This window comes from Algoriphagus algorifonticola, from assembly GCF_007655305.1.
Taxonomy (GTDB): domain Bacteria; phylum Bacteroidota; class Bacteroidia; order Cytophagales; family Cyclobacteriaceae; genus Algoriphagus; species Algoriphagus algorifonticola.
On record NZ_VLOG01000052.1, the window covers coordinates 181,592 to 207,557 of the forward strand.

The 25,966-nt window shown below is 41.5% G+C and carries 23 protein-coding genes and 1 pseudogene; 11 read left to right on the forward strand and 13 right to left on the reverse strand.

Annotated features, from left to right (window positions below):
- Window positions 1-20: 20 nt before the first annotated feature.
- Entirely contained in the window at window positions 21-827 is an 807-nt protein-coding gene (locus tag FL972_RS14000) for an inositol monophosphatase family protein (RefSeq protein WP_144606179.1), read from the forward strand.
- Here the strand turns inward: FL972_RS14000 and FL972_RS14005 are convergent.
- Window positions 819-1,727 (reverse strand): AEC family transporter, encoded by a 909-nt coding sequence (locus FL972_RS14005; RefSeq protein WP_144606181.1) that lies wholly within the window; start codon window positions 1,725-1,727, stop codon window positions 819-821. The genes FL972_RS14000 and FL972_RS14005 overlap by 9 nt on opposite strands.
- 94 nt (window positions 1,728-1,821) lie before the next feature.
- On the opposite strand from FL972_RS14005, the gene FL972_RS14010 reads away from it, so the two are divergent.
- The gene (locus FL972_RS14010) at window positions 1,822-2,061 is read left to right on the forward strand and encodes a hypothetical protein (RefSeq protein ID WP_250161358.1); all 240 of its coding nucleotides are present in this window, start codon (window positions 1,822-1,824) and stop codon (window positions 2,059-2,061) included.
- Window positions 2,062-2,331: 270 nt separating this feature from the next.
- Here FL972_RS14010 and FL972_RS14015 read toward each other — a convergent pair whose 3' ends face one another.
- Window positions 2,332-2,703, reverse strand: coding sequence for a UDP-glucuronosyltransferase (locus FL972_RS14015; RefSeq protein ID WP_144606183.1), 372 nt, complete (start codon window positions 2,701-2,703; stop codon window positions 2,332-2,334).
- 170 nt (window positions 2,704-2,873) lie between these two features.
- Between FL972_RS14015 and FL972_RS14020 the strand changes: the two genes are divergently transcribed.
- The 3 genes from FL972_RS14020 to rpiB all read left to right on the forward strand — a co-directional run bounded on the left by FL972_RS14020 (window position 2,874) and on the right by rpiB (window position 5,568).
- A complete protein-coding gene (locus tag FL972_RS14020) occupies window positions 2,874-4,142 on the forward strand; it encodes a serine hydroxymethyltransferase (RefSeq protein WP_144606185.1) in 1,269 nt (422 codons plus the stop codon).
- A gap of 17 nt (window positions 4,143-4,159) precedes the next feature.
- A complete protein-coding gene (gene tatC, locus FL972_RS14025) occupies window positions 4,160-5,008 on the forward strand; it encodes a twin-arginine translocase subunit TatC (RefSeq protein WP_091653566.1) in 849 nt (282 codons plus the stop codon).
- 128 nt (window positions 5,009-5,136) lie between these two features.
- Complete coding sequence (rpiB, locus tag FL972_RS14030) at window positions 5,137-5,568, forward strand: ribose 5-phosphate isomerase B (protein WP_144606187.1); 432 nt, start codon at window positions 5,137-5,139, stop codon at window positions 5,566-5,568.
- Window positions 5,569-5,615: 47 nt separating this feature from the next.
- On the opposite strand, the gene pheS is transcribed toward rpiB, so the two are convergent.
- The gene (gene pheS / locus FL972_RS14035; protein ID WP_144606189.1) at window positions 5,616-6,644 is read right to left on the reverse strand and encodes a phenylalanine--tRNA ligase subunit alpha; all 1,029 of its coding nucleotides are present in this window, start codon (window positions 6,642-6,644) and stop codon (window positions 5,616-5,618) included.
- A 291-nt stretch (window positions 6,645-6,935) separates the two neighbouring features.
- On the opposite strand from pheS, the gene FL972_RS14040 reads away from it, so the two are divergent.
- On the forward strand, window positions 6,936-7,496 hold the full coding sequence (locus tag FL972_RS14040) for a fasciclin domain-containing protein (protein WP_144606191.1): 561 nt from the start codon (window positions 6,936-6,938) through the stop codon (window positions 7,494-7,496).
- A 518-nt stretch (window positions 7,497-8,014) separates the two neighbouring features.
- On the opposite strand, the gene FL972_RS14045 is transcribed toward FL972_RS14040, so the two are convergent.
- Both FL972_RS14045 and ytxJ read right to left on the reverse strand, forming a co-directional pair.
- On the reverse strand, window positions 8,015-10,873 hold the full coding sequence (locus FL972_RS14045; protein WP_144606193.1) for an outer membrane beta-barrel protein: 2,859 nt from the start codon (window positions 10,871-10,873) through the stop codon (window positions 8,015-8,017).
- Between the two features lie 121 nt (window positions 10,874-10,994).
- Window positions 10,995-11,330, reverse strand: coding sequence for a bacillithiol system redox-active protein YtxJ (gene ytxJ, locus FL972_RS14050; RefSeq protein WP_144606195.1), 336 nt, complete (start codon window positions 11,328-11,330; stop codon window positions 10,995-10,997).
- 74 nt (window positions 11,331-11,404) lie between these two features.
- On the opposite strand from ytxJ, the gene FL972_RS14055 reads away from it, so the two are divergent.
- The gene (locus FL972_RS14055) at window positions 11,405-12,805 is read left to right on the forward strand and encodes a DUF4403 family protein (protein ID WP_144606197.1); all 1,401 of its coding nucleotides are present in this window, start codon (window positions 11,405-11,407) and stop codon (window positions 12,803-12,805) included.
- Here the strand turns inward: FL972_RS14055 and FL972_RS14060 are convergent, their stop codons facing one another.
- From FL972_RS14060 to FL972_RS14090, 7 genes are all read right to left on the reverse strand, one after another.
- Window positions 12,806-13,477, reverse strand: a complete 672-nt coding sequence (locus FL972_RS14060; RefSeq protein ID WP_144606199.1) for a 3'-5' exonuclease — start codon at window positions 13,475-13,477, stop codon at window positions 12,806-12,808.
- Window positions 13,474-15,408: a DUF294 nucleotidyltransferase-like domain-containing protein gene (locus FL972_RS14065; RefSeq protein ID WP_144606201.1), complete on the reverse strand. Its 1,935-nt coding sequence runs from the start codon at window positions 15,406-15,408 to the stop codon at window positions 13,474-13,476. The genes FL972_RS14060 and FL972_RS14065 overlap by 4 nt, the downstream gene beginning before the upstream one ends.
- Before the next feature lie 74 nt (window positions 15,409-15,482).
- Window positions 15,483-17,375 carry an acetate--CoA ligase gene (gene acs / locus FL972_RS14070; protein ID WP_144606203.1) on the reverse strand — a complete coding sequence of 631 codons (1,893 nt, stop codon included), beginning with the start codon at window positions 17,373-17,375 and terminating at the stop codon, window positions 15,483-15,485.
- A gap of 48 nt (window positions 17,376-17,423) precedes the next feature.
- A complete protein-coding gene (locus tag FL972_RS14075) occupies window positions 17,424-19,106 on the reverse strand; it encodes a sodium:solute symporter family protein (RefSeq protein ID WP_144606206.1) in 1,683 nt (560 codons plus the stop codon).
- A 7-nt stretch (window positions 19,107-19,113) separates the two neighbouring features.
- Window positions 19,114-19,380, reverse strand: coding sequence for a DUF4212 domain-containing protein (locus tag FL972_RS14080; RefSeq protein ID WP_091653587.1), 267 nt, complete (start codon window positions 19,378-19,380; stop codon window positions 19,114-19,116).
- Between the two features lie 119 nt (window positions 19,381-19,499).
- Complete coding sequence (locus tag FL972_RS14085) at window positions 19,500-20,252, reverse strand: ZIP family metal transporter (RefSeq protein WP_091653589.1); 753 nt, start codon at window positions 20,250-20,252, stop codon at window positions 19,500-19,502.
- Between the two features lie 114 nt (window positions 20,253-20,366).
- Complete coding sequence (locus FL972_RS14090) at window positions 20,367-21,431, reverse strand: FAD:protein FMN transferase (RefSeq protein WP_144606208.1); 1,065 nt, start codon at window positions 21,429-21,431, stop codon at window positions 20,367-20,369.
- A gap of 275 nt (window positions 21,432-21,706) precedes the next feature.
- On the opposite strand from FL972_RS14090, the gene ruvB reads away from it, so the two are divergent.
- The 4 genes and pseudogenes from ruvB to FL972_RS14110 all read left to right on the forward strand — a co-directional run.
- Window positions 21,707-22,738: a Holliday junction branch migration DNA helicase RuvB gene (gene ruvB, locus FL972_RS14095; protein ID WP_144606210.1), complete on the forward strand. Its 1,032-nt coding sequence runs from the start codon at window positions 21,707-21,709 to the stop codon at window positions 22,736-22,738.
- Window positions 22,739-22,822: 84 nt separating this feature from the next.
- Entirely contained in the window at window positions 22,823-24,076 is a 1,254-nt protein-coding gene (locus FL972_RS14100; protein WP_144606213.1) for a hypothetical protein, read from the forward strand.
- Between the two features lies 1 nt (window position 24,077).
- Window positions 24,078-24,395 carry a hypothetical protein gene (locus tag FL972_RS14105; RefSeq protein WP_144606215.1) on the forward strand — a complete coding sequence of 106 codons (318 nt, stop codon included), beginning with the start codon at window positions 24,078-24,080 and terminating at the stop codon, window positions 24,393-24,395.
- A pseudogene (locus FL972_RS14110) lies at window positions 24,395-24,550 on the forward strand (Holliday junction DNA helicase RuvB C-terminal domain-containing protein); the annotation flags it as partial. The gene FL972_RS14105 and the pseudogene FL972_RS14110, both read left to right, overlap by 1 nt.
- Before the next feature lie 36 nt (window positions 24,551-24,586).
- Here FL972_RS14110 and FL972_RS14115 read toward each other — a convergent pair.
- On the reverse strand, window positions 24,587-25,639 hold the full coding sequence (locus FL972_RS14115) for an NAD(P)-dependent alcohol dehydrogenase (RefSeq protein WP_144606217.1): 1,053 nt from the start codon (window positions 25,637-25,639) through the stop codon (window positions 24,587-24,589).
- Window positions 25,640-25,966 lie beyond the last annotated feature (327 nt).

A 25,966-nucleotide genomic window follows, 5' to 3' on the forward strand; every position in this document is an offset into this window, starting at 1 on the left:
TAAATCCCCACTTTTCATTGATGCTTAATTTAGCCGAACTTTCAAAACTCTTAGATCAAACACAAAATATTGCCAAATCTGTTGGCGCCTTTATCCGCAAGGAACGCCAGCATTTTGATGTAAAAAATGTAGAACATAAAGGCTTCAATGATTTGGTTTCTTATGTAGACAAAGAAGCCGAACGTCAGATCGTAGAGCAACTTTCAGCCATTTTCCCTGAGGCAGGCTTTATCACTGAAGAAGGTACGAATACCACCCGATCCGAAGTATACAACTGGGTGATTGATCCCCTGGATGGGACCACGAATTTTATTCACGGCTTACCTGTATTTTCCGTAAGCATCGCTTTGATGGAAAAAGAGGAAGTGATTCTTGGAGTAGTGTATGAAATCAATATGCACGAATGCTTTTATGCCATCAAGGGTGGAGGAGCATTTTGCAATGATACCCCGATTCGAGTGAGTAAAGCTCCAAATCTGGGGGCTTCACTCATTGCAACCGGGTTCCCTTATTATAATTTTGAACTGATAGACCGCTATTTGGCGACATTGAAAAGTCTTATGCAATCTACTCATGGTTTGAGACGTTTTGGCTCAGCGGCGGTTGATTTAGCTTATGTTGCAGCGGGTAGAATAGAAGGGTTTTTTGAATACAATCTCAACTCTTATGATGTAGCGGCTGGTGCCCTTATCGTACAGGAAGCAGGAGGTAAAGTGACGGATTTTTCCGGAGGTAAAAACTATATTTTCGGAAGAGAAATTCTAGCAACCAATAAATCGATTCACCAGGAGTTTTTTGAAGAACTGGATAGAATCTGGTCAGCTTAAAAAGAAGTACCACAAGGTCAGGCTGAAAAGGGAGATGATCATCCCCAGACCGGAAAGCAAAGCCGCTAACCTTGGAGCCAAATTGTAATTAATAGCCACAATAGAACCTGTAATCATAGGTGCCATTCCCGATTCCAGTACGGTTACTTTGAAGGTAAGTCCTTCTGTATCCATAAAATTGCTGTAGATCAGGTAAACCAGTAGCGGTGCAAAAACCAATCGATAGGCTAAGCCATACCAAAAATATTGCGAAGTCAAATCAGCTTTTTCAATTCTAAACCTCAAACCTATCGCCAATAAAGCCATTGGAGCCATGGTTTTGCCTACCAATGTCAGGAAAGGCATTAAGAACTCTGGGGTTTTCCATCCCAAAAGACTCATGATTAGGGTTCCTACCAAAAAACCAAAAGGAGGAAATTTGATGATTTTTAATGGAATTTCTCGAAGTCTTCCGCTTTGATGGCTGTAGATCGAGCCAATTACAATAGCCAAGGACGAAACCAATAAAAAAGAGCCGCACTGATCAATCAATAAGGCAATGGGAAGTCCTGACTTGCCATACAATGCTTCTACCACTGGAAATCCTAAGAATGATGTGTTAGCCAGTCCGGCCACGATCACCAGGCAGCCCGTTACCTGTTTACTCCAATGAAAGATCTTGCCAAGGATTCCGAATAGGAACCAGGAAAGCAGAAAAGTTAACCATGCCGCTGAAATAGGAAGTAAGAGGTCCCAACCGGGCTTTATTTGGGGAATATAAAGTAAAGCTAGAGCAGGAAGTACCAAGTTGAACAGATAAGAGTTCACGAAGGAAATCGCTTTTTCGGTTGGAAACCTTGCTTTTCGCTGAAATACCAGCCCCGCAACCAAAAAAACAAAAGATATCACTGCCCCAATCATGCCAACAAGTTATAAAACTCGAATTTTAATAACATAAATTTAATTTGGCATAATTGTAGCCGTCTGATTATCAAGGTACTTTTGTCTCGAAATCATGCAAAAACCAATGACTAAATTGATTCCAATTTTTATAGACGGCAAGAAATGGGTGCAATTATCCCAGCTTTCCAAAGAACAGGAGCGCAAAATCAAATCTTGGTTGCCAGTGAGTTGCCTAAAGAAATTACTTTTCAATGGCATTGAATTGAAGGATTGTATCGATTTTGAAACCTATGAGTATTGGTTCAAAAGCTATCAGCTAGGTAGCCAAAGAACCAGCGCATTGGATTTTTAATCCGAAAAATGGAGACTCTTAATTGAATTCTATTATTCAATGTTTCTACCTACGGCAGGCAAGCATAGTTCATGCCCGTAATTCGAAATTCATCTTTCGATGTTCGATATTTTTTTCAGCACTCCTACCTACGGTAATAAACACAGTTCATCCTTCATGACCGTTTAAATTGAATGAAATAAGAATTGGGGATCCCCTGATGCCCGTAATTCGTAAATCGTAATTCTAAAATTTCTAAATATCCTTCCCATCCTCTTTGGTGTATCAAAACTACAAACCAAAGCTCCTTCTTTTCTCCTCAAAATATTTTTCCAACTCCGGATAAAACGCACTACTTGCTTCAGGCACGCCATCCAATACCAACTCCATTTTTCCATCCAATTCATCTTGATTGACCTGCATGCCTTCTATCAAATAAATTAAATCTTCCAGATTGAAAGGCTCCTCAATTTTTGATGGGTAAAGTATATAGTCATTTCCATAAAAATCCACCGCTTCCAAGTGGATTTTGAAATCCATCTGGTGGGCATAAATACTGATCTGTTCGCCCCAAGTGGACTCCGGATAGTGGAGTTTGACCAACAAAACAGAGGAAACCTCCTCTGAAAAGTAAGTGGATGGCTGGAATTTGAAATCAATCATAATTTGAATTTACGAAGCTTCAGCCATGATTTATAGACTAGCTATGGATCTTCGCTTTTTTCAATCCCATTTCACATTGGATAATAAGGACTTTCGGGCTATTTTTGATCCTGATTTCAAACAGGCTCAGTCTTGTTTTTTCCAATTAATAGGCTTTCAATTCCCTGATCATGAAAAGAGATACGGTTGTATTTGACCTCATCGCACAAGAAGAAGACAGACAGAAGCGCGGCATAGAGCTGATTGCTTCGGAAAATTTCACCAGCAAGCAGGTCATGGAGGCCGCAGGCAGTGTTTTGACCAATAAATATGCAGAAGGGCTTCCTAAAAAGCGGTACTATGGTGGATGCGAGGTGGTCGATGAGATCGAGCAAATTGCTATCGACAGAGCAAAGAAGCTCTTTGGTGCAACTTGGGCCAATGTACAGCCCCATTCCGGTGCACAGGCTAATGCTGCTGTATTCTTGGCTTGTTTGAAAGCCGGTGATCCTATCTTGGGCTTTGACCTATCTCATGGTGGTCACCTAACTCATGGATCTCCAGTAAACTTTTCCGGAAAATTATATGATCCTTATTTTTATGGGGTAGAAGAAGAGACCGGAGTGATTGATTATGATAAGGTAGAAGCCAAGGCATTGGAAGTAAAACCAAAAATGATCATTTGCGGAGCTTCGGCATACTCTAGAGACTGGGATTATGAGCGCTTGAGAGATATTGCTGATCAGGTAGGAGCATTATTGTTGGCAGATATTTCCCATCCCTCAGGATTGATTGCAAGAGGTTTGTTGAATGATCCTTTGGAGTTTTGTCATATCGTGACCACAACTACTCACAAGACCCTGAGAGGCCCTAGGGGTGGCTTGATCTTGATGAGAGAGGACTTTGATAATCCATGGGGATTGACTACTCCAAAAGGCGAAATCAAAAAGATGTCATCTTTGCTGGACATGGGTGTATTCCCAGGTACTCAGGGAGGACCATTAGAGCATATTATCGCAGCTAAGGCAGTTGCATTTGAAGAAGCCTTGTCTGATGAATATATGACTTATATTCTTCAAGTGAAGAAAAATGCAGCCGTAATGGCAGAAGAGTTCGTAAGTCTTGGATATCAGTTGATTTCAGGAGGAACTGACAATCACTTGATGCTAATTGATCTTCGAAATAAGAACCTGACTGGAAAGCTGGCTGAAGAAACTCTAGGCAAAGTGGATATCACTATCAATAAAAACATGGTTCCATTCGATACCAAGTCTCCATTTGTGACTTCCGGGATGCGAGTAGGAACTGCTGCAGTCACCACCCGTGGCCTGAAGGAAGAAGATATGAAAAAGATCGTTCAGCTGATTGACCGAGCTTTGCAAAACCATGACAATGAAAGTGAGTTGCAGAGCATCCGTGCAGAAGTCAATAAGTGGATGATTCAGTTTCCATTATACTAAAAGCGTAATAAACCAACGTGGCATTAGACCAATATCAAGAGGAAGAGGAGGGAATGTCCTTTTTGGACCATTTAGAAGCTCTCCGCTGGCATTTGCTGCGATCTGTGGCAGCCATTCTGATTTTCTCAGTGATTGCATTTCTATCCAAAAGCATTGTTTTTGGAATCATTATCCTGGGCCCATCCAAGGTGGATTTCCTTACCTATCGGGTGCTTTGCGATATCAGTGATTATTTGGGAATCGCAGCATTGTGTATTGACGAACTCCCATTTACCATCCAAAGCAGGCAGATGACGGGGCAGTTTTCCATGCACATGACCTCCAGTTTCGTGGTGGGTTTTGTGGTGGCTTTCCCATATGTATTCTGGGAGTTTTGGAAATTTATCAGCCCGGGATTGTATGATCAGGAAAAAAACGCGGCTCGGGGAGCTGTTTTCTTCGTGAGTTTGTTGTTCTTCCTGGGGGCAGCCTTCGGGTATTATATCCTTTCTCCATTATCGATCAACTTCCTTTCCAACTATCAGTTGGATCCGTCGATTTTGAATGAGTTTGATATATCCTCCTATGTGACTACCCTGATCATGCTGGTATTGGCTTCTGCGATTATGTTCCAGTTGCCGGTAGTCATCTATTTCTTGTCTATGTCAGGGCTGGTCACCTCAGGTATGCTGAGAGCTTATAGAAGACATGCGATTGTCGTGATATTGGTTCTAGCAGCGGTGATTACCCCTCCGGATGTGATTTCCCAGTTGCTGATCGCTATGCCTATCTTGGTCCTGTACGAAGCTGGAATTAATATTGCTAAACGTTTAGAGAAAAAGCGGGCGATCAAAGAAGCTGAGTATGCGAAAAAAGAAGCTGAATAGAAGTCTGAACTCTGAAGTCTAAAAGCTGAAGGCGATATGAATTAAAGCCTACAAAAAATTTAGAGCTTAAGTCTGTGGATTGAGGTTAAGAGCTGCCCGTAAATCGTAAATCGTAAATCAAAAATAAAATGAAGATTGCAATCGGAGGCGATCATGCCGGATTTGAATACAAAGGAAAGTTGATTCAGAAACTGGAAAATTTAGGCCATGAGATTAAAGATTTTGGGCCTTTTTCAGATGCTTCAGTAGATTATCCTGATTATGTGCATCCCTTAAGTACTGCTATTGAAAATGGAGAATACGAACTGGGCATTGTTATCTGCGGATCCGGAAATGGAGTAGCGATCACAGCCAACAAGCATCAAGGAATTCGTGCAGCCCTTTGCTGGAATGAAGAATTGGCAGCTTTGGCCCGTCAGCATAACAATGCAAATGTATTGGCCCTACCTGCTAGATTTATTTCCTACGAGCTTGCAGAAAATCTCGCTGAAATCTTTCTAAATACCCCTTTCGAAGGCGGACGCCATGCCAATCGGGTGAATAAGATTGCTTGTAGTTGATAGGCTAAAGTAGAAGAAAAAAGCCCGACAATTTGCCGGGCTTAAATCTAGAGTAAGGGTTTGAATTGCCTTAGGAAGCGCACATCGTTTTCCGTGAATAGGCGCAAATCCTTGATTTGATATTTGAGCATGGCGATTCGCTCAATTCCCATTCCGAAGGCAAAGCCTGTATATTTTTTGGAGTCAATGCCGCAGTTTTCAAGGACATTGGGATCTACCATCCCAGAACCGCCGATTTCTACCCAGCCTGTTCCTTTACAAATGGTACAGCCTTTTCCTCCACAAATCAGGCAAGAAATATCAATCTCCGCACTGGGTTCGGTGAAAGGGAAATAAGAAGGACGGAAGCGAACTTTGGTTTCCTTACCAAACATCTCCTTGGCAAAGTGGTACAGAGTATTTTTTAAATCCGCGAATCCAACGTTCTCATCAACATACAGTCCTTCAACCTGATGGAAGATGCAATGTGCCCTTGCAGAAATAGCTTCATTTCTATACACTCTTCCAGGAGAAAGCGTGCGGATGGGAGGTTTTTGATTTTCCATTACCCTTACCTGTACAGAAGAAGTATGGGTACGCAAGGCGATGTCTGGATTTTTCTCGATAAAAAAGGTGTCCTGCATCTCCCTTGCCGGATGGTTTTCTGGGAAGTTGAGAGCAGTAAAATTATGCCAGTCGTCTTCTATTTCCGGTCCTTCCGAAAGATTGAAGCCGATTCGCTCGAATATTTCTATGATGCGTTGACGAGTTGCGGTCAGTGGGTGAATGCCTCCGATCTCTTGGTTGGATGGAGGTAAGGTTAGGTCAATATTGGAAGACTTGGCTTTTTTATTCGCGGAATTGACTTTTTCTATCAGTTCTTGGAATTTTTCTTCTGCGAGTTGTTTGACTCCATTGACCAATTGTCCATAGGCACGCTTTTCCTCATTAGGTACTTTTCCCATATCTGCGAAGAGCGCACCTACGACACTTTTTTTGGAGATATACTCCATGCGATAAGCTTCGAGCTCTTCTGGGTTTTTAGCATCTGCGGATGCGATTGCGGCCTTGATGGCATCGATTTTTTCCTGATACATGAGATTCAGATTAATCAAGTCGCAAAGCTACAATTTTTGATTTAAAAGGCCTATTGGAGTATTGGTTTATCGTTGTTAGGGATTTTAAACAATGAACTCTTAGGGTAGGTCTGTAATCCGAATTTCAAATCATTATAAAATATCCTTTAAGCATGCATCAAACTCTCCAAGGGGCTTTAAGCCTTTTGAGGATACCCAGTACAGACTTTTTCAAATATTTTTCAAACCTTCTCAATCCAATTTTTGCTGGGCCCTCGTAATTCCTTCCAAATACAAAAAACACTACAAACCATGAAAAATTTCTTAAAAGTAGCTCTAGTAGCATTTGTTTTCTTATCAGCCAATGTGGCTTTTGCACAAATGGAGAAGACAGTAGAAGTAGGTGGCGCACCTATGTATCCTTCCAAAAATATCGTTGAAAATGCAGTAAACTCAGCGGATCACACTACCCTGGTAGCAGCTGTAAAAGCAGCAGGATTGGTAGAGACATTACAAGGAAAAGGTCCATTCACCGTTTTTGCTCCTGAAAACTCCGCTTTCGCAAAATTGCCAAACGGAACAGTAGAAACACTTTTGAAGCCTGAAAACAAAAGTCAATTGACAGCAGTCTTGACTTACCATGTAGTTGCTGGTAAAATGGGTTCTAAGGACATCGCAGATGCTATCAAAAAGGGTAACGGAAAAGCGGTATTGACTACTGTACAAGGTGGTAAATTGACTGCTTGGATGAAAGGTAAAGACTTATATATCACTGACGAAAACGGTGGTCAGTCAAAAGTAACTATCGCAGACGTATGGCAGTCAAACGGAGTAATTCACTCTGTAGACACTGTAGTACTTCCTAAAATGTGATAAGGTAAAGTTAGGGTTAAATAGCGAAAAGCCGGCGGGGATGTGCTCCGTCGGCTTTTTTTATTTTAAGGGGGGATTATTTAACCACATAGGATTCACAATAGCACACATAGTTTGTGACAAAGGTGAAATCTTAGTTTGAAAATGACTCAATAACCAATAACATTTCCCCTGCGTTTCCGCGAGCAATTTTAAAAAACCACAGAGGGAACATAGGAAACATAGCCTCTTTGCCACTTCTCTCCTTTGCGGGAGATAAAACCGCCGCGCCGCTGCGAGCTATTTTTTAAACCACATAGGATTCACAATAGCACACATAGTTTGTGACAAAGGTGAAATCTTAGTTTAAAAATGACTCAATAACCAATAACATTTCCCCTGCATTTCCGTGAGCAATTTTAAAAAACCACAGAGGGAACATAGGAGACATAGCCTCTTTGCCTCTTCCAACCTTTGCGGGAATATCATTGGGCCACTGCGAGCATTTTTAGCTTTCTGACTTTAGCCTTCTCACTTAATTACCAGGTTCTTCCCCCACTCGGTCTTCCTCTGTTCCAAGGACTATTATCCGGTTCTGGCTCCTTAAAATTCCCAATGATATAAGTAAAGGTTAGCATCCCGTATCGGGTTAAAACATTGGTGAATACATCCGTAATCGCAACATCAGAAATAGTTCTACTGATGCTGTTATTTTGATTTAATAAGTCAAAAACCACCACTTTCAACTCGGCCTTATTGTTTTTGGCAAAGCGGAAGCCACCTTCAATATTCCATAACCACACAGACTGATCAAAACCTTCAGACAAGCCGCTGTAAAGCATGTTATTCACATTATTACCTACGAACAGCTTTCCATTGTTAGGGGAGAAATACAAGCGGATATTAGATTCTTGTACATAGTAATTTTGATCCAAGTTTGCCTGCAAACTGGAATTCACAATGGTATATGTACCAGTAGTGCTCACTGAGAAATCCACATTCTTGCTGATATTGGAACTAATCGTAATTCCCTGGCTTAAATCAATGTTGTCATTCAAATTCAGATCACCGTTGATTAGGCCTGGAGTTCGGTTGAAGCCTAGTCTTGTATTGGTATTGAATTGTAATTTCAATTTAGGAATTGGCATTCCATAAGTTGCAAATGCCCTCACTCTCCAATTCCCATCCAAGTTCACTGGCTGAGAGATTTGACCTCCAGGTCTCAGGAGGATTTCTCCATTGATCAAAGTGTCTTGGGAAGCCACAAAGGTGCTGTTTCCAATAAAATTACTGGTTGCGGAGTAGTTGATGAAGGTGAAAAAGGTCTTAGACTTTTCCAGATTGACTTTGGCGATGTTTGCAAAAATATTGTGGTTATAGCTTTGTCCCAAGGTAGGATTACCCACTGATAGGTTCAATGGATTTTGATTGTTGACCACGTTTTGTAACTCAGTTACACTTGGCTCATCAGTATCAGTTCTATATCGAATCCTCCAAGAAAAGCCTGTTTCCCTATTTCGGAAGTTAATATTTGCACTCGGTAAAATATTGTTGAAATCCCGCCTGAATACTCCCTCCGTAGGGAAGAAGGCCTCATTGTCCAAGCGGGCATTTTGGTAATCTAAGTTCAAATTAATATTCCAGCCATTATTGGTATAGGCATAGCCGGATCGTAGTCTTTGAGTGATAAATTTATTGTCAAACTCATTACTCAAAGCTGTATCCAACACAGGCAGGTTTTCCTCATTGAAGACTCTGGTTTTTTGGTCAGAACGGGTTTTGTTGTTGGCTATTTGGTAGCCAAAAGTACCGATGGATTTTTCTCCCAATGGCTCCGTCCAGGTAGTGTTGACTCTATAATTAAAGCCCCGATTTAATCCGTCAGTTTCTTGGGTTGTAGTATCCAAAGTATTTCTTCTAAATTCTCTACTCGCTGCCAGCAAATCCGAAAACTGATCTCTGTTGTTCCAAACCGTATTGATATCAGTAGAAAGTGTTCTTCCCTTTTTGTCAAACTTATATCGGTAAGTCAGATTGTTTGCCAAATTGAAAGCCTGAGTTTCTGCATTGGAAATGGATCTTAAAGCAGATAGAGAATCACCTGTACTCGCATAAGTCAATGCATCCCGGTCACTGAATGTCCTGTTAGTTTGAAAAGAAATGGATGGGGTGATGATCAAACTGTTTTTCTCATTCAAATCCGCTTCAATTCGGGCATTGGCTCTGTGGTTGAAGTTTTCCACATTATTGATCAGGCTTTCTTCATAAAATTGACTCAGTCCTTGGTTGACGATCGTTTCCCGATTGGTCAACTGACGCAGGGTGTTGTTGGTATTATTGAAAAAATAACTTCCGGTAAAGTTTACCTTCTTGCCCCATTTGTCTGAATAATTCAGGCCCAAGGCATTGGTTGCTATGATTCCAATGTCATTGCCTACAAAGAAGTTGTTGTTACCTCCTCCGAAGCGCCCACCTCCAAATCTTCTTCCTCCTCCTCCCGAGGCATTGGCGGTTACCCCTGCCAAATCTTGGGAAGAAAAGTTTTGCTGATTGACATTGTTGAAAAGACCTAATATCGATACTCTTCGATCTCCATTGAATAAGTTCAAGCTGCCCCCCGCGGAATAGCGATCATCTGTACCATAGCCTGCATAGGCTCTTCCAAATTGCCCATTTTTCTTGTCTGAGCGAAGGATGATATTGATGGTTTTGGTGTAGTTACCATCGTCAAAACCTGTCAATCTGCTTTGGTCCGAGCGCTGATCCAAAACTTCTACCCGCTCAATGGCATCAGCTGGAAGGTTTCTTAAGGCAATGCTAGGATCAGAACCGAAAAATTCACGGCCATCCACCAATACTTTTTGAACTTGTTCTCCCTGAGCTTGGATCTGCCCATTTTGAAAAGTAACACCCGGAAGTTTTCTGATTAAGTCCTCCGCCTGTGCATTTTCTCTGGTTTTGAAAGCATTGGCATTAAAGGAAGTGGTATCTCCTTTTTGTTCGCCCACTGGTACTTGTCCTTCAATCAAAACTTCGCCCAAAACCTTAGTATCCTCAAGTAAGATTAATTCCCCCAAATCCACGGGCTCTCTCATACTGTGGATTTTGGTGATGGTTCTATATCCTATAAAAGTGATTTCTATTTTAACTTGAGGAATATTGGGTCGGATGATTTCAAATTTTCCTTTTCCATCAGTCACCGTACCTCTTAAAAGAGAATCGGTTACTGTTTTGATTTGCACATTGGCACCGACCATTGGCTGGTTCACGGATCCGTCGATCACAGTGCCGGTAAATTTTCGCTCCTGTCTTTCAGCTCCTTCTGGCCTTTGTGCCAAAGTTGTCAACGCCGTTAAAAAGCAAAAAATTAAAATAATAATTGGGTAGTTCTTTTTCATACTATTGCAAAGTTCAACTTCTTTGACTGTATGAAAAAGGCAAAGGTTTAGTGCCTCTTTACTAAAAAATAAGAAAGGGGAAAAGCAGGGATAAAAGGCCGAATAAGGCTTTTAACAGCTTTTAAATTTTTGCCATTAAATCTGAATAATTGATCCCAAAGTGAGAATTGTCGTAAACAGCCACCTCATCCCGTACAATGATTACCTGAGGAGACTCATGTGGTACGCCAAATACTTGTTCTACGAGGTTTGAAAGATTTCTATACGCAATGAGGTCTAAAAAATAAGGAACTAGCTTCTGTTCATCCTCTGCTTTCCAATTTCTCAATAGTCTGTCCAAGGACATGCTACTGACTGAGCAACGTGTACTGTGCTTAAAAATCATCACAGGTCTTGCTTTGCTAAGCGCTTTTATTTCTTCAATTTGAGCTTCTTCTGTTAATTTTTTCCAATTCATCACTTCTTATCCTTTAATTGGGACAATACTTGCAGGGAGTAATTAGTTCCTTAATAGATTCATTGAAATTACAAATGATCCATCAATTCGCAACTCAATTGCAAAAATATAGTATTCCTCTCATATTTCTCAGCATTCTGCTTGTCGGGTGCAAAAGTTTAGACATTTCTAATCCGGGACCTTTACCAGAAATCCCTCAAGCTACCTCCGAGGTCAATGTTCCTTTGACTATGCCGAAGGCTACTCTCAATAAGATATTTAATTCCCAACTTCCAGTTAATTTGGTTTCCGAGGAAAATTTGGATTTAGGTAGCGGTATAGAGGGAAATCTTCAATTGAGCAGAGTTGGGAATATCTCATGGGTAGCTTTGGATAGCCAGACCATTCAAATGACTCTTCCTTTAAAGGTTAGAGGTAATTTAGGCCTGAAAAAAGGAGGATTGGGAAGTTTATTTAGGGGAAAAGTACCATTGGATGAGCAGTTTGCTCCCGTATTTCGAGTGAATCCCCAGATAAATCCAGACTGGAGTCTGAGCATCAGGCATTTTGAATTGGTGGATTTAGGTGGAAACCTTGCTTTGGACGTGTTGGGGATGAAACTGGATTTGAGCGGATTGTTGGAAAGGGAAATCCGGGCTTGGGCGAAAGAAAATTTACGTCCTGATCAAAAATTGGTCAACATGAAGCCTATGATTGACTTGGCATGGGAACAAGCCGGTAAGCCTTTTATGGTAAACTGGGAGGGAGGCGCTCAGGCCTTTTCTATTCAGCCTCAATCGGTGAGATTAAAAGAGTATTTTGACCGATCTGAGAATTTCCACCTTTGGTTGGGTCTCAGCGGAAAAATCAATACCCACCCTTCAAATGCAACACCTTCTAGAGCTTTTCCTCTTCCAACTCTAAGTACTAATTCAGATTCAGAAAATCATTTAGAAATCACCTTACCTTTTCAAATGGCTTATGAGGAGCTAGATGCTTTGATGGCAGAGAATTTTCTGGGAAAAACATTCAGAGCGGATAGAAAGACATTGTTGACTTTAGCAAATCTCAAAACTCAACCTTTTGGAGAACGACTGGCTATTACCTGTGATTTCGTGGCTGACCGGGAAAATGGTGAGCGAATGGAAGGGAACTTCTTTGTCGTAGGGAAGCCTGCCTATGATAGAAAGTCGGAAAGTCTGATTTTTGAAGATGTTAATTTCAAAGTGATGAGTGATAATTCTAGAGCCAAGTTGGGAATTGCGCTTAAAAAGGGAAAAATTATCCGTCAGATTGAAAAAAGGGCTGTTTTTCCGATAGGAGATTTGTTGGAAGATAGCTTGGGAGGCATTCAGGAAAGATTGGGTCTGGAGACTCCTATCGCTGATTTGTCTATCCAAAATCTTGAAATTTCTCCTTCGGGATTTTATCCTACCCGTTCCAGCTTGCAGGTCATGATGAAAGCCCAAGGAAAAATAGGAGTCAACTGGAAATAATCAGCGAAAGAGCTCTTGATAAGTAAGAATCCCCTTTTTCTCAGCCTGCTTTAATAACTTCAATAATAATTGAGCAGTCAGAAATGCATCTCCTCCAGCAGTATGCCTGTCTTCTTTTGGGATGTTGAACTTCTCGCACATAGCATCCAAGCTGTAATCTTCTTTCCTAACCCTATTCCAGTCTACTTGGGGACCAAAATCCAAACGAACAGCCAAACCCATCGTGTCAATTTTCGGGTTAGGGAATTGATTAAATCCAAAAGGCTGAAATGTCCTGCTGAGCAAATCCAGATCAAATCCAATATGATGGCCAACGATGATAGATCCTTGTATACTTTGCAGAAGCTCCTGGCAAAAAGTTTTTACCTCAATTGGATTTTTGGGATGAATCAAGCCATGTATGGTAGCGGATTTACCGGGAGATTTATCAGATGCAAATTGCCATTCTTTGGAACTGCTGATTTTGATTTTTCCCTCTTCAATCCCTATGATACCGCAGGATAATAATTCATCTTTCTTAGGATCAAAACCAGTGGCCTCGGTATCCAAGACTACAAAGTTCAACTGCTGGATTTTTCGAATTCCGGGAATAGACTTCTTTGCCTCGGTCAAATAAGCATTAAGCCAAGGAGGCTGATCCTCTTTTTTTCTTCCAAAAGGCCACCAACTCATTTCCTGAAATAGGCTAGTTGAAAACGTACCTCCACAATATCCTGTAATTCGGCCAATGGGGAAAAGGTGTTCTTCAGCAATTGTCTTTGAAGTTTTCCCATGTTTTCCGGAGAAATAAATCTGCCACTATTATCATTTTGAAGTCCTTCCAAGGCCCTCATCCTCATCAGGATTTCATAGGCCTTTCCGGCTTGGTTGAAAAGAGATTCATAACTGGGTTCCAACTGTCCTAATTTTTCAAAGCGCTTAAAAGTATTATTGATCCCTGTTATTCCATGGCTCAAGACCAAAAGTCTGGCTAGGTCCGCCAAGGGCATCATTGCTCTGGCTTTGATATCGAATTGGTCTCTATGTTCTCCGGATTTTTCTACCATGAAGTCTTTAAAAAAGCCGAGTGGAGGTGGGTTTTTCAAAGCATTTTGAGCCATAAAGCTCAGAAAAGCCTTTTTGGACTGAATTTCCTCATATATATGGGCACTGAGCTCATCAGTTAGAGAAGAGCTACCGGTGATTTTTCTGAAGTCAAAAAAGATAGAGGCCTGCATTAAGGATTCTTGAGTAGGTGAAAGAATCCACTCGGAGAAATATTCTTTCCACTTGCTCAGAGGCTGTACCCATTTGGGATTGGAGGCCATAATCTCACCCCGGCAGGATGCAAATCCACATGCAAGGAGAACTTCCACTATTTCGGAACCCATTAGTTGGAAGTAATTTTGGGCTTTCGCTTGAACCGAAACCGGGAGGTCCTCATAAATCAAGGCATTGTCTTGGTCAGTTCTTAGGAGCTGCTCTTCCCTTCCCTCCGAGCCCAAAGAAATAAAGGCAAATTTGATTCCCTGCATTTCCGGAAATTCGGGTGCTAGTTTGCTCTTGGCAATTTTGGTTGCTTGTTGAATGATGACATCATTGATTTCAGTCATGACCGAGGCAACAAAATCCATGGATACCTCATTTTCCAAATAATAGCGCAACATGGTCTCTGCTCTATCCCGAATGGATCGCATTTCTGTTAGTTTGGTAGTATTGAGCAGGGCATTGATTAAAACTGCCGGACTATTTCCCATGGAAAGTAGTACGTCATGATCAGATAGAATTCCACAAACAGGGCTTTCGGCGCTCCCATCTTCGGTCAGAATCAAATGATGCAGCCTGTTTTTTATCATACTCAGATACAAGTCTGAAAAGCTGCTGTCTCTTTTTTTGGTGATCACCGGCGAACTCATGATTTGTTTCACAGGCAAATCCAGTGAGATGGCTTTTGCGACAACCTTGGTTCGAAGATCCTTGTCGGTGATGATTCCTAGGGGGTATTTATCGGAATTGATAATTACGACTGAACTCACCTCCTTTTCTGCCATTTTTTCTGCAGCTTGTTGTATGCTGGACTCTGGAGCAATACAAACTACATTTTCTGAAAATCGAATTTCAGACTGATCTGAAAAAATGAGTAAGGAATGGTCATTATTGTCTTTTTTGAAAATCCCTCTTGCTTTCTGTCCAGCAGAAAGATCCTGCCTGATTACTACTTGTCCTGATGCAAAACCCGCAGCGAAAAAGAGAGCTACTTTGCTGTTTCTCTGCAGAATTTCTTCAAAAGCATTGACCGGGATGCAATATACCAGCGAGTTTTCCAATACTGCTGCAGTGAGGATATAGGGTCTTTTTCCCAATAAGGCCAAGACTCCAAACACATCCCCTTCATCACAAAAGTCTTTGGTCTCCTCCCCGTCTTTCAATTCAATTTGGCCTTCTTTCAGGATAAAAAAATGGGCTTCCGGGGCATCGCCTTTTTCAAATAGAATTTCACCTTTCTCGTGGTATTGAATTTCTATTTGAGAGGCCACGGAGGCTAAGTCATCTTGGTTCAAGAAGGAAAAGGGAGGATGTTTTTTTAGAAATTCCTGAACCCGGTTGACAATGACATTGGCCATACTTGTTGAAGAAGTTTAGATGCAAGATACAAGTTCTATTTTCTTGTATCCTGCATCCAATTCTAAAATCCGGGTTACTTTCTGCCTTCAATAATCTGAGTCACCACCTCAGGATCAAGCAGTGTACTAGTATCTCCCATATTATCCAGATTATTTTCTGCGACTTTTCTCAATATTCTCCGCATAATCTTACCAGATCTGGTTTTGGGTAAACCTGGCACAATTTGAATTTTATCAGGCTTAGCAATGGGCCCGATAATTTTAGAAACCGTGTCCTTGATTTCGTTGACCAAGTTTTCCTCCGTTCTATTCTTCATGTCACAGATCACGTAAGCATAAATGCCCTGGCCTTTGACTTCGTGTGGATAGCCTACTACCGCAGATTCTATCACTAATGGGTGTTCATTGATGGCATTTTCTACTTCTGCGGTGCCCATTCTATGTCCGGAAACATTAATCACATCGTCTACTCGTCCTAAAATTCTATAATATCCATCATGGTCTCGCTTGACACCATCTCCTGTAAAATACATGTCCCTGTAAGTAGAGAAGTAGGTTTGTTTGCATCGATCATGATCACCATAAGTGGTACGGATCATAGAAGGCCAAGGGAATTTGATACAAAGGTTTCCTTCTACTCCATTTCCTGTGAGTTCATTTCCTTCCGGGTCCACTATGCATAATTGAATTCCGGGAAGCGGTAATGTTGCATAGGCTGGCTTGGTTGGAGTGATCCCTGCAAGAGGGGAGACCATGATTCCACCTGTCTCGGTCTGCCACCAGGTATCTACAATCGGACATTTGCCTTTTCCGATATGGGTGTGATACCAATGCCAGGCTTCCTCATTTATGGGCTCACCAACTGAGCCAAGTACTTTCAATGAGCTTAAATCATATCCCTCTATGGGTTCTGTTCCATGAGCTTGCAGAGCTCTAATGGCTGTAGGGGCCGTGTAAAACTGATTTACTTTATGTTTTTCCACTACTGCCCAAAATCTTCCTGCATCCGGAAAAGTAGGAACTCCCTCAAACATTAAAGTGGTTGCTCCTGCCAGTAATGGACCATATACGATGTAGGAATGCCCGGTAATCCAGCCTATATCTGCAGTGCACCAGTAAATATCTCCTGGAGAATATTGGAAGACGTTTTCAAAGGAATATTTGGTATAAACCATATACCCTCCGGTTGTATGAACCACGCCTTTGGGTTTGCCGGTAGAACCTGAAGTGTAAAGGATAAAGAGCATATCCTCCGAGTCCATTTCCTCTGCTTTATTTTCTTTTTTCTCTCCTTTGATTACATCATGCCACCAATGATCCCTTCCAGATTTCATCTGGATCTCTTGATGGGTTCTTTGGTAAACAATCACGGTTTCCACGGAGGATTTTTCCAATGCCTCATCGACTACATCTTTGACAGGAATTTTTTTAGTCCCTCTGAAATTCCCATCAGCTGTTAAGATTGCTTTTGCCTTACAGTCATTCACTCTATCAGCCAAAGCAGAGGCGCTAAATCCCGCAAAAACCACAGAATGAATGGCTCCAATTCGGGCGCAGGCAAGCATGGCAACAGCTGCCTCGGGCACCATAGGCATATAGATAATGACTCGATCACCTTTTCCGATTCCCTTTGCTTTCAGGGCATTTGAAAATCGGCAAACTTCATGGTAAAGCTCTTTGTATGTAAGCGTTCGTCCAGCTTCTTTAGGATCATTAGGCTCCCAGATGATAGCAGGCCGATCGCCAATTGTATAGAGGTGTCTTTCAAAAATATTCTCAGTGATATTCAGTTTACCGTCGATAAACCATTTGACATCTGGGTCCCGAAAATTCCACTTTAAAGTTTTGGACCATCTTTTTCTCCAATGAAAAGAATCTGCAACCCGAGACCAGAACTCCTCCGGCTGGGCAACACTTTTCTGGTATTCATACAAATATCCGCTGAGTGTGTGTAATCGATCGCTCATTTCTACTTTAGGTTTATTGTAAAAAAGGGCTTTTGCCCTGAATTAATTCTAATGTGTCGGCTTTCCTGCTCCTCGGGGAATTCGGATTTCCTCTATCATCTCTTGTACGTCTTGAGGAGGTGGAGGGGTTAAACTTGATACTAAAATACAAATTAGGAAATTGAGAATCATTCCCAGTGAACCAATCCCTTCAGGGGATATTCCAAACCACCAGTGCTCAGAAGTATTGAGTTCGGGACTGATGAACTTGAAATAAATGATGTAGCCCAATGTAAAGACCAGCCCAGTTAACATGCCTGCGATGGCGCCTTCTTTATTAATCCTACTCGAAAAGATCCCCATAATGATGACTGGAAAAAAGGAAGCTGCCGCTAAGCCAAAGGCAAAAGCAACGACTTGAGCCACAAAACCGGGAGGGTTTACTCCAAAATAACCCGCCAATATCACTGCTCCGGCTGCGGCAATTCGGGCAATACGCAATTCCTTCTTTTCTGAAATGCCAGGATTATAGGTTTTTACCAAATCTCTGGAAACCGAAGTGGAGATAACTAATAGAAGTCCCGCTGCTGTGGATAATGCTGCCGCCATGGCGCCTGCTGCAACCAGACCAACCACCCAGTTGGGAAGTTTTGCTATTTCCGGAGAGGCCAGCACCATGATATCACGGTCTATATTCAACTCATTGGTTTCCGGATCCGGCAGGTATTGGACTTTTCCGTCTCCATTTTTGTCTTCTACTTGTATCAAATCAGTTTTTTGCCAAGTTGCTATCCAGGTAGGAAGCTCATCCATTCTCTTTTCCGAGGTGGAATTGATCGCGTTGTAAATGCCAAATGCGGCAACTGCTGGGGCAGTGGTGTATAAAATCGCTATGAAGGCCAAAGCATAACCTGCTGAAAGCCGTGCATCTTTGACTCTGGGAACTGTGAAAAACCGCACGATCACATGTGGTAAACCAGCGGTACCAACCATCAAAGCCAATGTGATCATGAATATATCAGTCATACTTTTCCTGCCTGAGGTATATTCTGCAAATCCTAAATCTGCCAAAACACCATCTAGCTTGTCCAATAGATAGGTGCCTTCTTCCAACTCTCCTCCCAATCCCAATTGGGGAATAGGATTACCAGTCAATTGCATAGAAATGAAAATAGCCGGTACCATATAGGCGAAAATCAGCACACAGTATTGGGCGACTTGGGTGTAGGTGATTCCTTTCATGCCTCCTAACACAGCATAGAAAAAAACGATACACATTCCAATCACTACACCCCATTCAATCGGTACTTCCAAATAGCGGGAAAAAACAATTCCCACTCCCCTCATTTGCCCCGCAACATAGGTGAAGGATATAAATAAGGCACAAATGACAGCGACTATTTTTGCGGTTTTCGAATAGTAGCGATCACCCACAAAATCAGGGACAGTAAATTTTCCAAACTTTCTCAAATAGGGTGCAAGCAGTAGAGCCAGTAAGACATAGCCTCCGGTCCAGCCCATGAGGTATACCGAGCCATCGTATCCCGCAAATGAGATTAGGCCCGCCATAGAAATAAAAGAAGCAGCTGACATCCAATCTGCAGCCGTTGCCATTCCATTTGCCAAGGGGGAAACTCCCCCTCCAGCTACATAAAATTCCTTAGTGGAACCGGCTCTAGTCCAAATGGCAATGCCAATGTAAATGGCGAATGAGACGCCTACAAGTAAATAAGTCCAGGTGAGGATTTCCATGATTGGATTATTCTTCGTTTACGTCAAATTCCTTATCCAGCCGATTCATGCGGTAGACATAAATGAAAATCAAAACCACAAATGCATAAATAGATCCTTGCTGTGCAAACCAGAAACCTAATTTGAAGCCTCCTAGCCTGATTTGATTGAGTTCTTCTACCCATAGGATTCCAAATCCGAAGGATACGAGAAACCAGAAAAAGAGTAGAATTAATAAGGTCTGAAGATTTTTTCTCCAGTAGCGTTTTGTATTTATTTTGGGTTGGGAAGGCATAGATTCTTTGGCTTTATAAATGATTCAGCATATAAAGTAGCAGGTGAATCCACGTAAAAGCAACCTGTTTTATATAAAAATTAAAATTTTTTAAAAAGTCAGCTTAGCTATACGAATTTTTATAGCAAATATTCAGAGGCAATCGCTAAGGCTGCGGCAAAGAAGCTTACCAAAAGCTTACTGGTTTGAAGCTTATGCTGTGGGCTGCTTTCGAAGAATATGGTTGTGGAAATGTGAAGAAATCCTCCTGCAACGAGCCCGTACAAAACACCGATTCCTTCTTTTTCCAAAACTCCTTGCTGGAATAAAAAGGCACTTGAAAACATTCCTAAAGGAGATGCTAATGCGAAAAGTGTTAATAGAATCAAGGTCCATTTTTTCGAAAGCTCGGATGAAAGTACCGCGGCTAAAGCAAAAGCTGCTGGACCTTTGTGCATGATGATTCCCGCCAAAATGGTATTCTCGCTATGGCCATGAGCCACTTCTTCTACCACACCCTCCATCAAGCTTCCATGAGATAGTAAGGTACCTTCCAAAAAAGCATGGATGAATAGCCCAATCATGACTGTCATCACTCCTCCTTTGCCGGAACCGTGATGATGGTGAATATGACCATGTTCTATTCCACTGGATAAATATTCTAAAATCTGCTGAAATAAAAAGCCAATCAAAATGTACAGTCCCATACTGGAACTGCTATAGGTGCTGTCAAAAAGTTCGGGAATTATGTGAAGAATGGTGATGGAAAAAAGGTAAGAGCCCGCAAAAACCAGTACTAGCTTGAAGTATTTGTCACGGAAATTCGGTGCAAAAAAGACCAAAGATCCCGCAATCATAGCAGTTAGAAAAAGAAGAATAAAGTTGGTTCCCATGCGAATTGATCAGCTTTTCCTTTCAAAATCTCAGAAAAGCTGAGTTTATAACCCTCGCAAAGGTAATAAAATTCAATAATGTTGCATTTATTTTAAAGCTGTGAACCTGTGCTCCTATTCCTGAACAAACGATAAGTACGGCTTTAGGCTTTCACTGGCATAAGTTCCATAACTTCCATCCGGATTACTGTAGATTAGAAATACTTCGATTTCTTTGATCCCTTCTGATAGAGCAATAGCCCTTTCGGTACCCATAACCATCATGGCTGTGGCATAGGCATCTGCAGTCATGCAATCATTTGCAAGGACTGTAGCGCTAAGCAAATTATGTCTTACAGGATAGCCAGTTTTAGGATCAATGGTGTGAGATATCTTGATGGAATCTTGTACATAAAAGTTCCTGTAATTGCCTGAAGTTGCCATGCCCTTATTGTTTAAGGCAATAATGCTGTATAGTTCCGATGCATTGGATTCTTCTTCAGGTCTATTTACACCCACTTTCCAGAGTTCGCCTTTTTCATTTACTCCACGCGCCACTAATTCCCCACCTATTTCTACCAAATAATCTGACAATCCTTTACTGCTCAAAAATCTGGCTACCACATCCACTCCTTGCCCTTTGGCAATCGCAGAAAAGTCTAGATATACGCCAGGAACTTTTTTTCTCAGTTGCTTTGCATCAAAATCAATTTTGTCAAACCCAACCATTCTCAGCATGTTTTGGATATCCACTGAGTCTTTTAACTGCGGTCCACCAGGACCAAAGCCCCATACATTCACCAAAGGACCCACGGTTGGATCAAATGCACCTTCGGTTTTCTGATAGACATCTTTGCTTGCTTTTAATACTTGTGGAAGGAAAGGCAATTGAAAATTCAAGGAGTCGCCTTGATTAAAGCGGCTTAGCTCAGAGTCCGGGATATAGGTGGATAGACTTTGGTTGAAAACTACCAACAGAGAGTCAATGGATTTTTTGAAGTCCCGATTTTCAATATCTAAATAGGTGACTGTATAAGTTGTCCCCATGGTTTGGCCGGATAAAGTCACTTTTCCGGTTTGAGCAGCCTCTTCCAGGGTGATTTCAGGCGATTTTTCCCGGTTTCTCCAGGTGTAGACTACCAATACTAGTAGAAGAAGAACCAGGGAGTAAATGATATTTTTTCGGGTATTCGGGCGCATTTCGAATCTATTTTGGGATCAAAGTTAAGGCTTATTTTTGCTTGGCCTGTCAATTTCTTACTTCAAAATTATGATAGCTCCCATGGCTATTTATTTGAATCTTTTGAGAAAAATTACTGTCTTTAAGAATTTACCAGGTTAACCTTGCTTTGGTAAAAACCAAAGGTTTTAGATACTTCTGTCTTCTGTCTTCCCTCCCACTAATCAAAGAGAATTTGGTTGATGGTATCATTAGGGATCATCATATTTCTATATTTGTAAGCTAGCGAAGAATCATGAGAGAAGATTATCTGAGAGGAGACGAGGAGCATTTGAGTTCCAAAGACAAGGAATTTGAAAAAGCACTCCGTCCATTAAGTTTTGAGGATTTTACAGGTCAGGCCAAAATCGTTGAAAACCTGAGGGTATTCGTTTTGGCCGCCAAAAACAGAAACGAACCTTTGGACCATGTATTATTGCATGGCCCTCCGGGACTGGGGAAAACCACCCTGAGCCATATTATTGCCAATGAACTAAAGGCCGGAATCAAAATCACCTCAGGCCCTGTCTTAGATAAACCTTCGGATCTTGCTGGACTTTTAACGAATCTGGAAGAAGGAGACGTGCTTTTTATCGATGAAATCCACCGTCTCAATCCCATCGTGGAGGAGTATCTGTACTCTGCGATGGAGGACTTCCGAATCGATATCATGTTGGATTCAGGGCCTAATGCAAGATCAGTTCAAATTTCTCTCAGTCCCTTTACCCTGATCGGAGCTACCACCCGTTCGGGCTTATTGACTTCTCCATTGAGAGCCAGATTTGGAATCAATTCCAGACTGGAATATTATGATGCCAAATTGCTCACAGATATCGTGTCCCGATCTGCAGGGATTTTGCAAACTCCCATAGACGAAATTGCAGCCTTTGAAATTGCCAGAAGGAGCCGTGGAACGCCGAGAATTGCAAATATGCTCTTGAGAAGAACGCGGGATTTCGCTGAAGTCAAAGGGGATGGAACCATCACATTGGATATAGCAAAATTTGCTTTAAATGCCTTGGACGTGGATGAAAATGGCTTGGATGAAATGGATAACAGAATCCTACTTACCATCATTGAAAAGTTTAAAGGCGGACCTGTAGGCTTGAGCACCATTGCCACAGCCTGCGGGGAAGAAGCGGAAACCATTGAGGAAGTTTACGAGCCATTCTTGATTCAGGAAGGCTATATGAAACGAACAGCCCGAGGAAGAATGGCTACCGAACTGGCATACAAGCATCTAAAAATCAAGCCAGCCCAAGGAATGGGAGGTTTGTTTGATATTTAAAATTAGGCATTTCCCTAGGCATTTCTTTTTGTCCTGATTCTCCAGAAACTAGGCTTAGCCAATGCCAGCGAGTTTATCCATAATTTGATTTTACCTTTCTTTGAAAAAGAGCCGGAATGGGAGGATTTTTATACTTATCAGTTCCCGGACGGAAGACAAGTGTTTGAGGTACATCTTAAAAATCTGACCGGAATTATGCCTACTGCATTTATGGAGAAATATGGCAGTCAGGCCGATGATTTGACCGAGGAGAGTCTTTTATTTGTCGAAAATCCTCAGGTAGCGGATGGCTTTATACCAGTGGTGGCGCGCTACTTCAGTGAAGGTCAGAAGTCAGAAGGGATGACCTACCATCAGATACCGTTAGGCTGGACGGGGAGGATTGATCTCTTTACCTATGATGAGCGACACCTGAGAAGCATCAAAGTAGAAAACGGTCAACTGATCTCTCATATCCGCTATCAGACCAAGGAGCCGAAAGTTTCATCAAGAGCGTATTCTTTATTCACCAACTGTCAACCTGGGTACTGGGTAGATTTCCCATATTTTGCAATGGAAGAAGAGGTAGGTGTCGAGTCTCAGCAATCTGTGTGGGTTCAGGAGTGTTATGTGAACCTCTATGAAACTAATGAGCCAGTAGGCACCGAAACCCCTTCTTCAGGAGGAGGAGGAACGAGTTCACCACCGCCTCCAACAGGGGACTCAGATAAAGAGGAAGACATTTGTGAAGAGGAGTTTTGCATTCCTTTTCCGGAGGAGTTGCTTGATCCGGATCAAAAAAGAGAAGCGCAGCTGGACTATCTGAATACTCATGGCGCCTCAGAGTTTGTATCTATGATTCGTCAGATGATGACAACTCCAGGGTTGACGATGGGTGATTGGGCAGAAATTAATAAGCTTGTCAATCAGATTTATCTTCAGCAGAAGGGGAAATTTATGATGGCCATTTTTAGTCCGGAGAATGTTTCTCAAGTACTTTTTCTAGCACTTTCAACTAATATCTCTGACGCGCTCAGAAATCGGGTGTTTAGTTTATCAACAAGATATTCAGCTTACACCGAAATAGCATCCATGCTGGGCAGTAAAAGTTGGACTGTTGGAGGACTAAAAATCACTTTTAATGGATATACTTCCCATGCACCGATTGCGTATGGAATTTCTAAGGGTCTTTCCCCTTCCCAAATTAAAACTATTCTTGGAAATGGAGTTCCCAGAATAGTACATAATGCAAGATGGGGAAATCAATTATTTGTGGAATTTCAAGGGAAAGCAATAGTCATTGATATATCTTCTGGTAAAAACCATGGAAAGATCGTAACTTACTTATTAAACCCATGAGATGGACTACAACGAACTAAAAAGGTTAAATGGATTACAAACAAGAATAAATCTTGCTTTGATTCATTGGGACCCAATAGGGATTCAGAATTTTGGGATTTTTGCTCATAATGTTTATCTGGAATATGTCAGATATATTGATCCAATTATTGAGGTTATTTCTGTGAGGAGTAAGCTCGAAAAATTGCTTTTAGACTTGGCAGCTGATGTTACCGGACTTGACCGCGAAAATAGAAAATTAAGGTTAGAAATTGAACGTCTTGTTAAGAGCCTTATGGAGATTTATAAAGAAGAGGAATTCAAAAGAGAATCAAAATAAAAGAAGCCGAGACTATTGAGGAAGTGTATGAGCCTTTTCTGATTCAGGAAGGCTATATGAAACGAACAGCCCGAGGAAGAATGGCTACCGAACTGGCATACAAGCATCTAAAAATTAAGCCAGCCCAAGGAATGGGAGGTTTGTTTGATATTTAAAATAATGGCCTAGAATAATTCTCTAGGCCATTTACTTTACTTTTTCAGCGAAGCCATATTAATCACAAATCGATAATGAACATCACCCGCGATGGTACGCTCATAAGCTTCGTTGATTTTGTCAATAGGTATAACTTCCACGTCTGATACAATTCCATGCTCTGCACAGAAGTCGAGCATTTCTTGAGTTTCCTTGATACCCCCTATTAAGGATCCTGCTAAACTTTTTCTTCCAAAAATCAAGGAAGTAGCGTGAATCTGTTCAGGAGTTGGCGGAACACCAAGCAATACCATCACTCCATCAGTGCGAAGAAGATTCAGGTAAGCAGAGTAATCATGCGACGCGGACACGGTATCAATAATGATATCATAAGACCCTTTCAAGCGCTTCATATTTTTAGGATCTGTAGTCAACTCAAAGTGATGTGCTCCCAATGAATCGGCATCCTTAGCTTTTTCTGGCGAACGACTTAACATGGTAACCTCCGCTCCCATTGCAGAGGCAAGTTTCACGGCCATATGTCCCAATCCTCCTAATCCAACAACTGCTACCTTATCCCCTTTCTTGACATTCCAATGTCTTAAAGGAGAATATGTGGTAATTCCGGCGCAAAGTAATGGAGCTACCCCTTCCAAAGGAAGTTTATCCGAAACGCTCAACACAAAATTTTCAGTGACAACTATGGAAGAAGAATAGCCTCCATAGGTAATAGTTTTCTTGTCTTGTAAATATGAATTATAAGTGCCGGACATTCCATTTTCACAAAATTGCTCCAAATCAGCCTCACAGTTTTGGCACTTTTGGCAAGAGTCCACCATGCAGCCAACCCCTACAGTATCACCAACTTTGAACTTGGAGACTTCCTGCCCTATGGCAGTTACTTTTCCTACGATTTCATGACCCGGAACTACCGGATACATGGTAGAGCCTCCCCATTCATTTCTGGCAGTGTGAATATCAGAGTGGCAAACTCCACAATACAAAATTTCAATTTCAACATCTTTGGCCCCGACAGATCTTCTTTCTAGATCATATGGTCCCAAGGGTTTTTCTGCCTCAAATGCAGCATAAGCTTTAACAGTTTTCATAAAAAAGGATTTGTGGTTTGAGATGGAACATCATTTAAAATAGATAAGTTTTGAATAAAAAGAAGGCTGTCTCAAAAGTGCAATTTGTCACATTGAGCGTCCTGACAATTGTACGGGATAGAAATGAAGGACACAATGATATATATGGCCTTTGACTCTGCTATCATTGACAGTTTAAATTAAATTTCGAAATAAGTAAAATTTCGGAATTTAATTCTTTGTTATGGAAAGTAAGCTTTAGCTAACTTAAAATCCTTTTGCTTTTATTAAGCATTTTCTTTTTTCTCTTCGTTCTTTTGCCTTGAAGCAAAAGAACCATCCCGAGAA

Bases quoted from the DNA above. Each gene is read 5' to 3' on its own strand.
- FL972_RS14060 (WP_144606199.1), bottom strand. From the start codon at position 13,477: ATGAGTTGGTGGCCTTTTGGAAGAAAAAAAGAGGATCAGCCTCCTTGG.
- FL972_RS14045 (WP_144606193.1), bottom strand. From the start codon at position 10,873: ATGAAAAAGAACTACCCAATTATTATTTTAATTTTTTGCTTTTTAACG.
- FL972_RS14080 (WP_091653587.1), bottom strand. From the start codon at position 19,380: ATGCCTTCCCAACCCAAAATAAATACAAAACGCTACTGGAGAAAAAAT.
- FL972_RS14010 (WP_250161358.1), top strand. From the start codon at position 1,822: ATGCAAAAACCAATGACTAAATTGATTCCAATTTTTATAGACGGCAAG.
- FL972_RS14075 (WP_144606206.1), bottom strand. From the start codon at position 19,106: ATGGAAATCCTCACCTGGACTTATTTACTTGTAGGCGTCTCATTCGCC.
- FL972_RS14020 (WP_144606185.1), top strand. From the start codon at position 2,874: ATGAAAAGAGATACGGTTGTATTTGACCTCATCGCACAAGAAGAAGAC.
- FL972_RS14005 (WP_144606181.1), bottom strand. From the start codon at position 1,727: ATGATTGGGGCAGTGATATCTTTTGTTTTTTTGGTTGCGGGGCTGGTA.
- FL972_RS14105 (WP_144606215.1), top strand. From the start codon at position 24,078: ATGGACTACAACGAACTAAAAAGGTTAAATGGATTACAAACAAGAATA.
- FL972_RS14115 (WP_144606217.1), bottom strand. From the start codon at position 25,639: ATGAAAACTGTTAAAGCTTATGCTGCATTTGAGGCAGAAAAACCCTTG.
- acs (WP_144606203.1), bottom strand. From the start codon at position 17,375: ATGAGCGATCGATTACACACACTCAGCGGATATTTGTATGAATACCAG.
- FL972_RS14040 (WP_144606191.1), top strand. From the start codon at position 6,936: ATGAAAAATTTCTTAAAAGTAGCTCTAGTAGCATTTGTTTTCTTATCA.
- rpiB (WP_144606187.1), top strand. From the start codon at position 5,137: ATGAAGATTGCAATCGGAGGCGATCATGCCGGATTTGAATACAAAGGA.
- ruvB (WP_144606210.1), top strand. From the start codon at position 21,707: ATGAGAGAAGATTATCTGAGAGGAGACGAGGAGCATTTGAGTTCCAAA.
- FL972_RS14000 (WP_144606179.1), top strand. From the start codon at position 21: ATGCTTAATTTAGCCGAACTTTCAAAACTCTTAGATCAAACACAAAAT.
- ytxJ (WP_144606195.1), bottom strand. From the start codon at position 11,330: ATGAATTGGAAAAAATTAACAGAAGAAGCTCAAATTGAAGAAATAAAA.
- FL972_RS14015 (WP_144606183.1), bottom strand. From the start codon at position 2,703: ATGATTGATTTCAAATTCCAGCCATCCACTTACTTTTCAGAGGAGGTT.
- pheS (WP_144606189.1), bottom strand. From the start codon at position 6,644: ATGTATCAGGAAAAAATCGATGCCATCAAGGCCGCAATCGCATCCGCA.
- FL972_RS14065 (WP_144606201.1), bottom strand. From the start codon at position 15,408: ATGGCCAATGTCATTGTCAACCGGGTTCAGGAATTTCTAAAAAAACAT.
- FL972_RS14055 (WP_144606197.1), top strand. From the start codon at position 11,405: ATGATCCATCAATTCGCAACTCAATTGCAAAAATATAGTATTCCTCTC.
- FL972_RS14090 (WP_144606208.1), bottom strand. From the start codon at position 21,431: ATGCGCCCGAATACCCGAAAAAATATCATTTACTCCCTGGTTCTTCTT.
- FL972_RS14085 (WP_091653589.1), bottom strand. From the start codon at position 20,252: ATGGGAACCAACTTTATTCTTCTTTTTCTAACTGCTATGATTGCGGGA.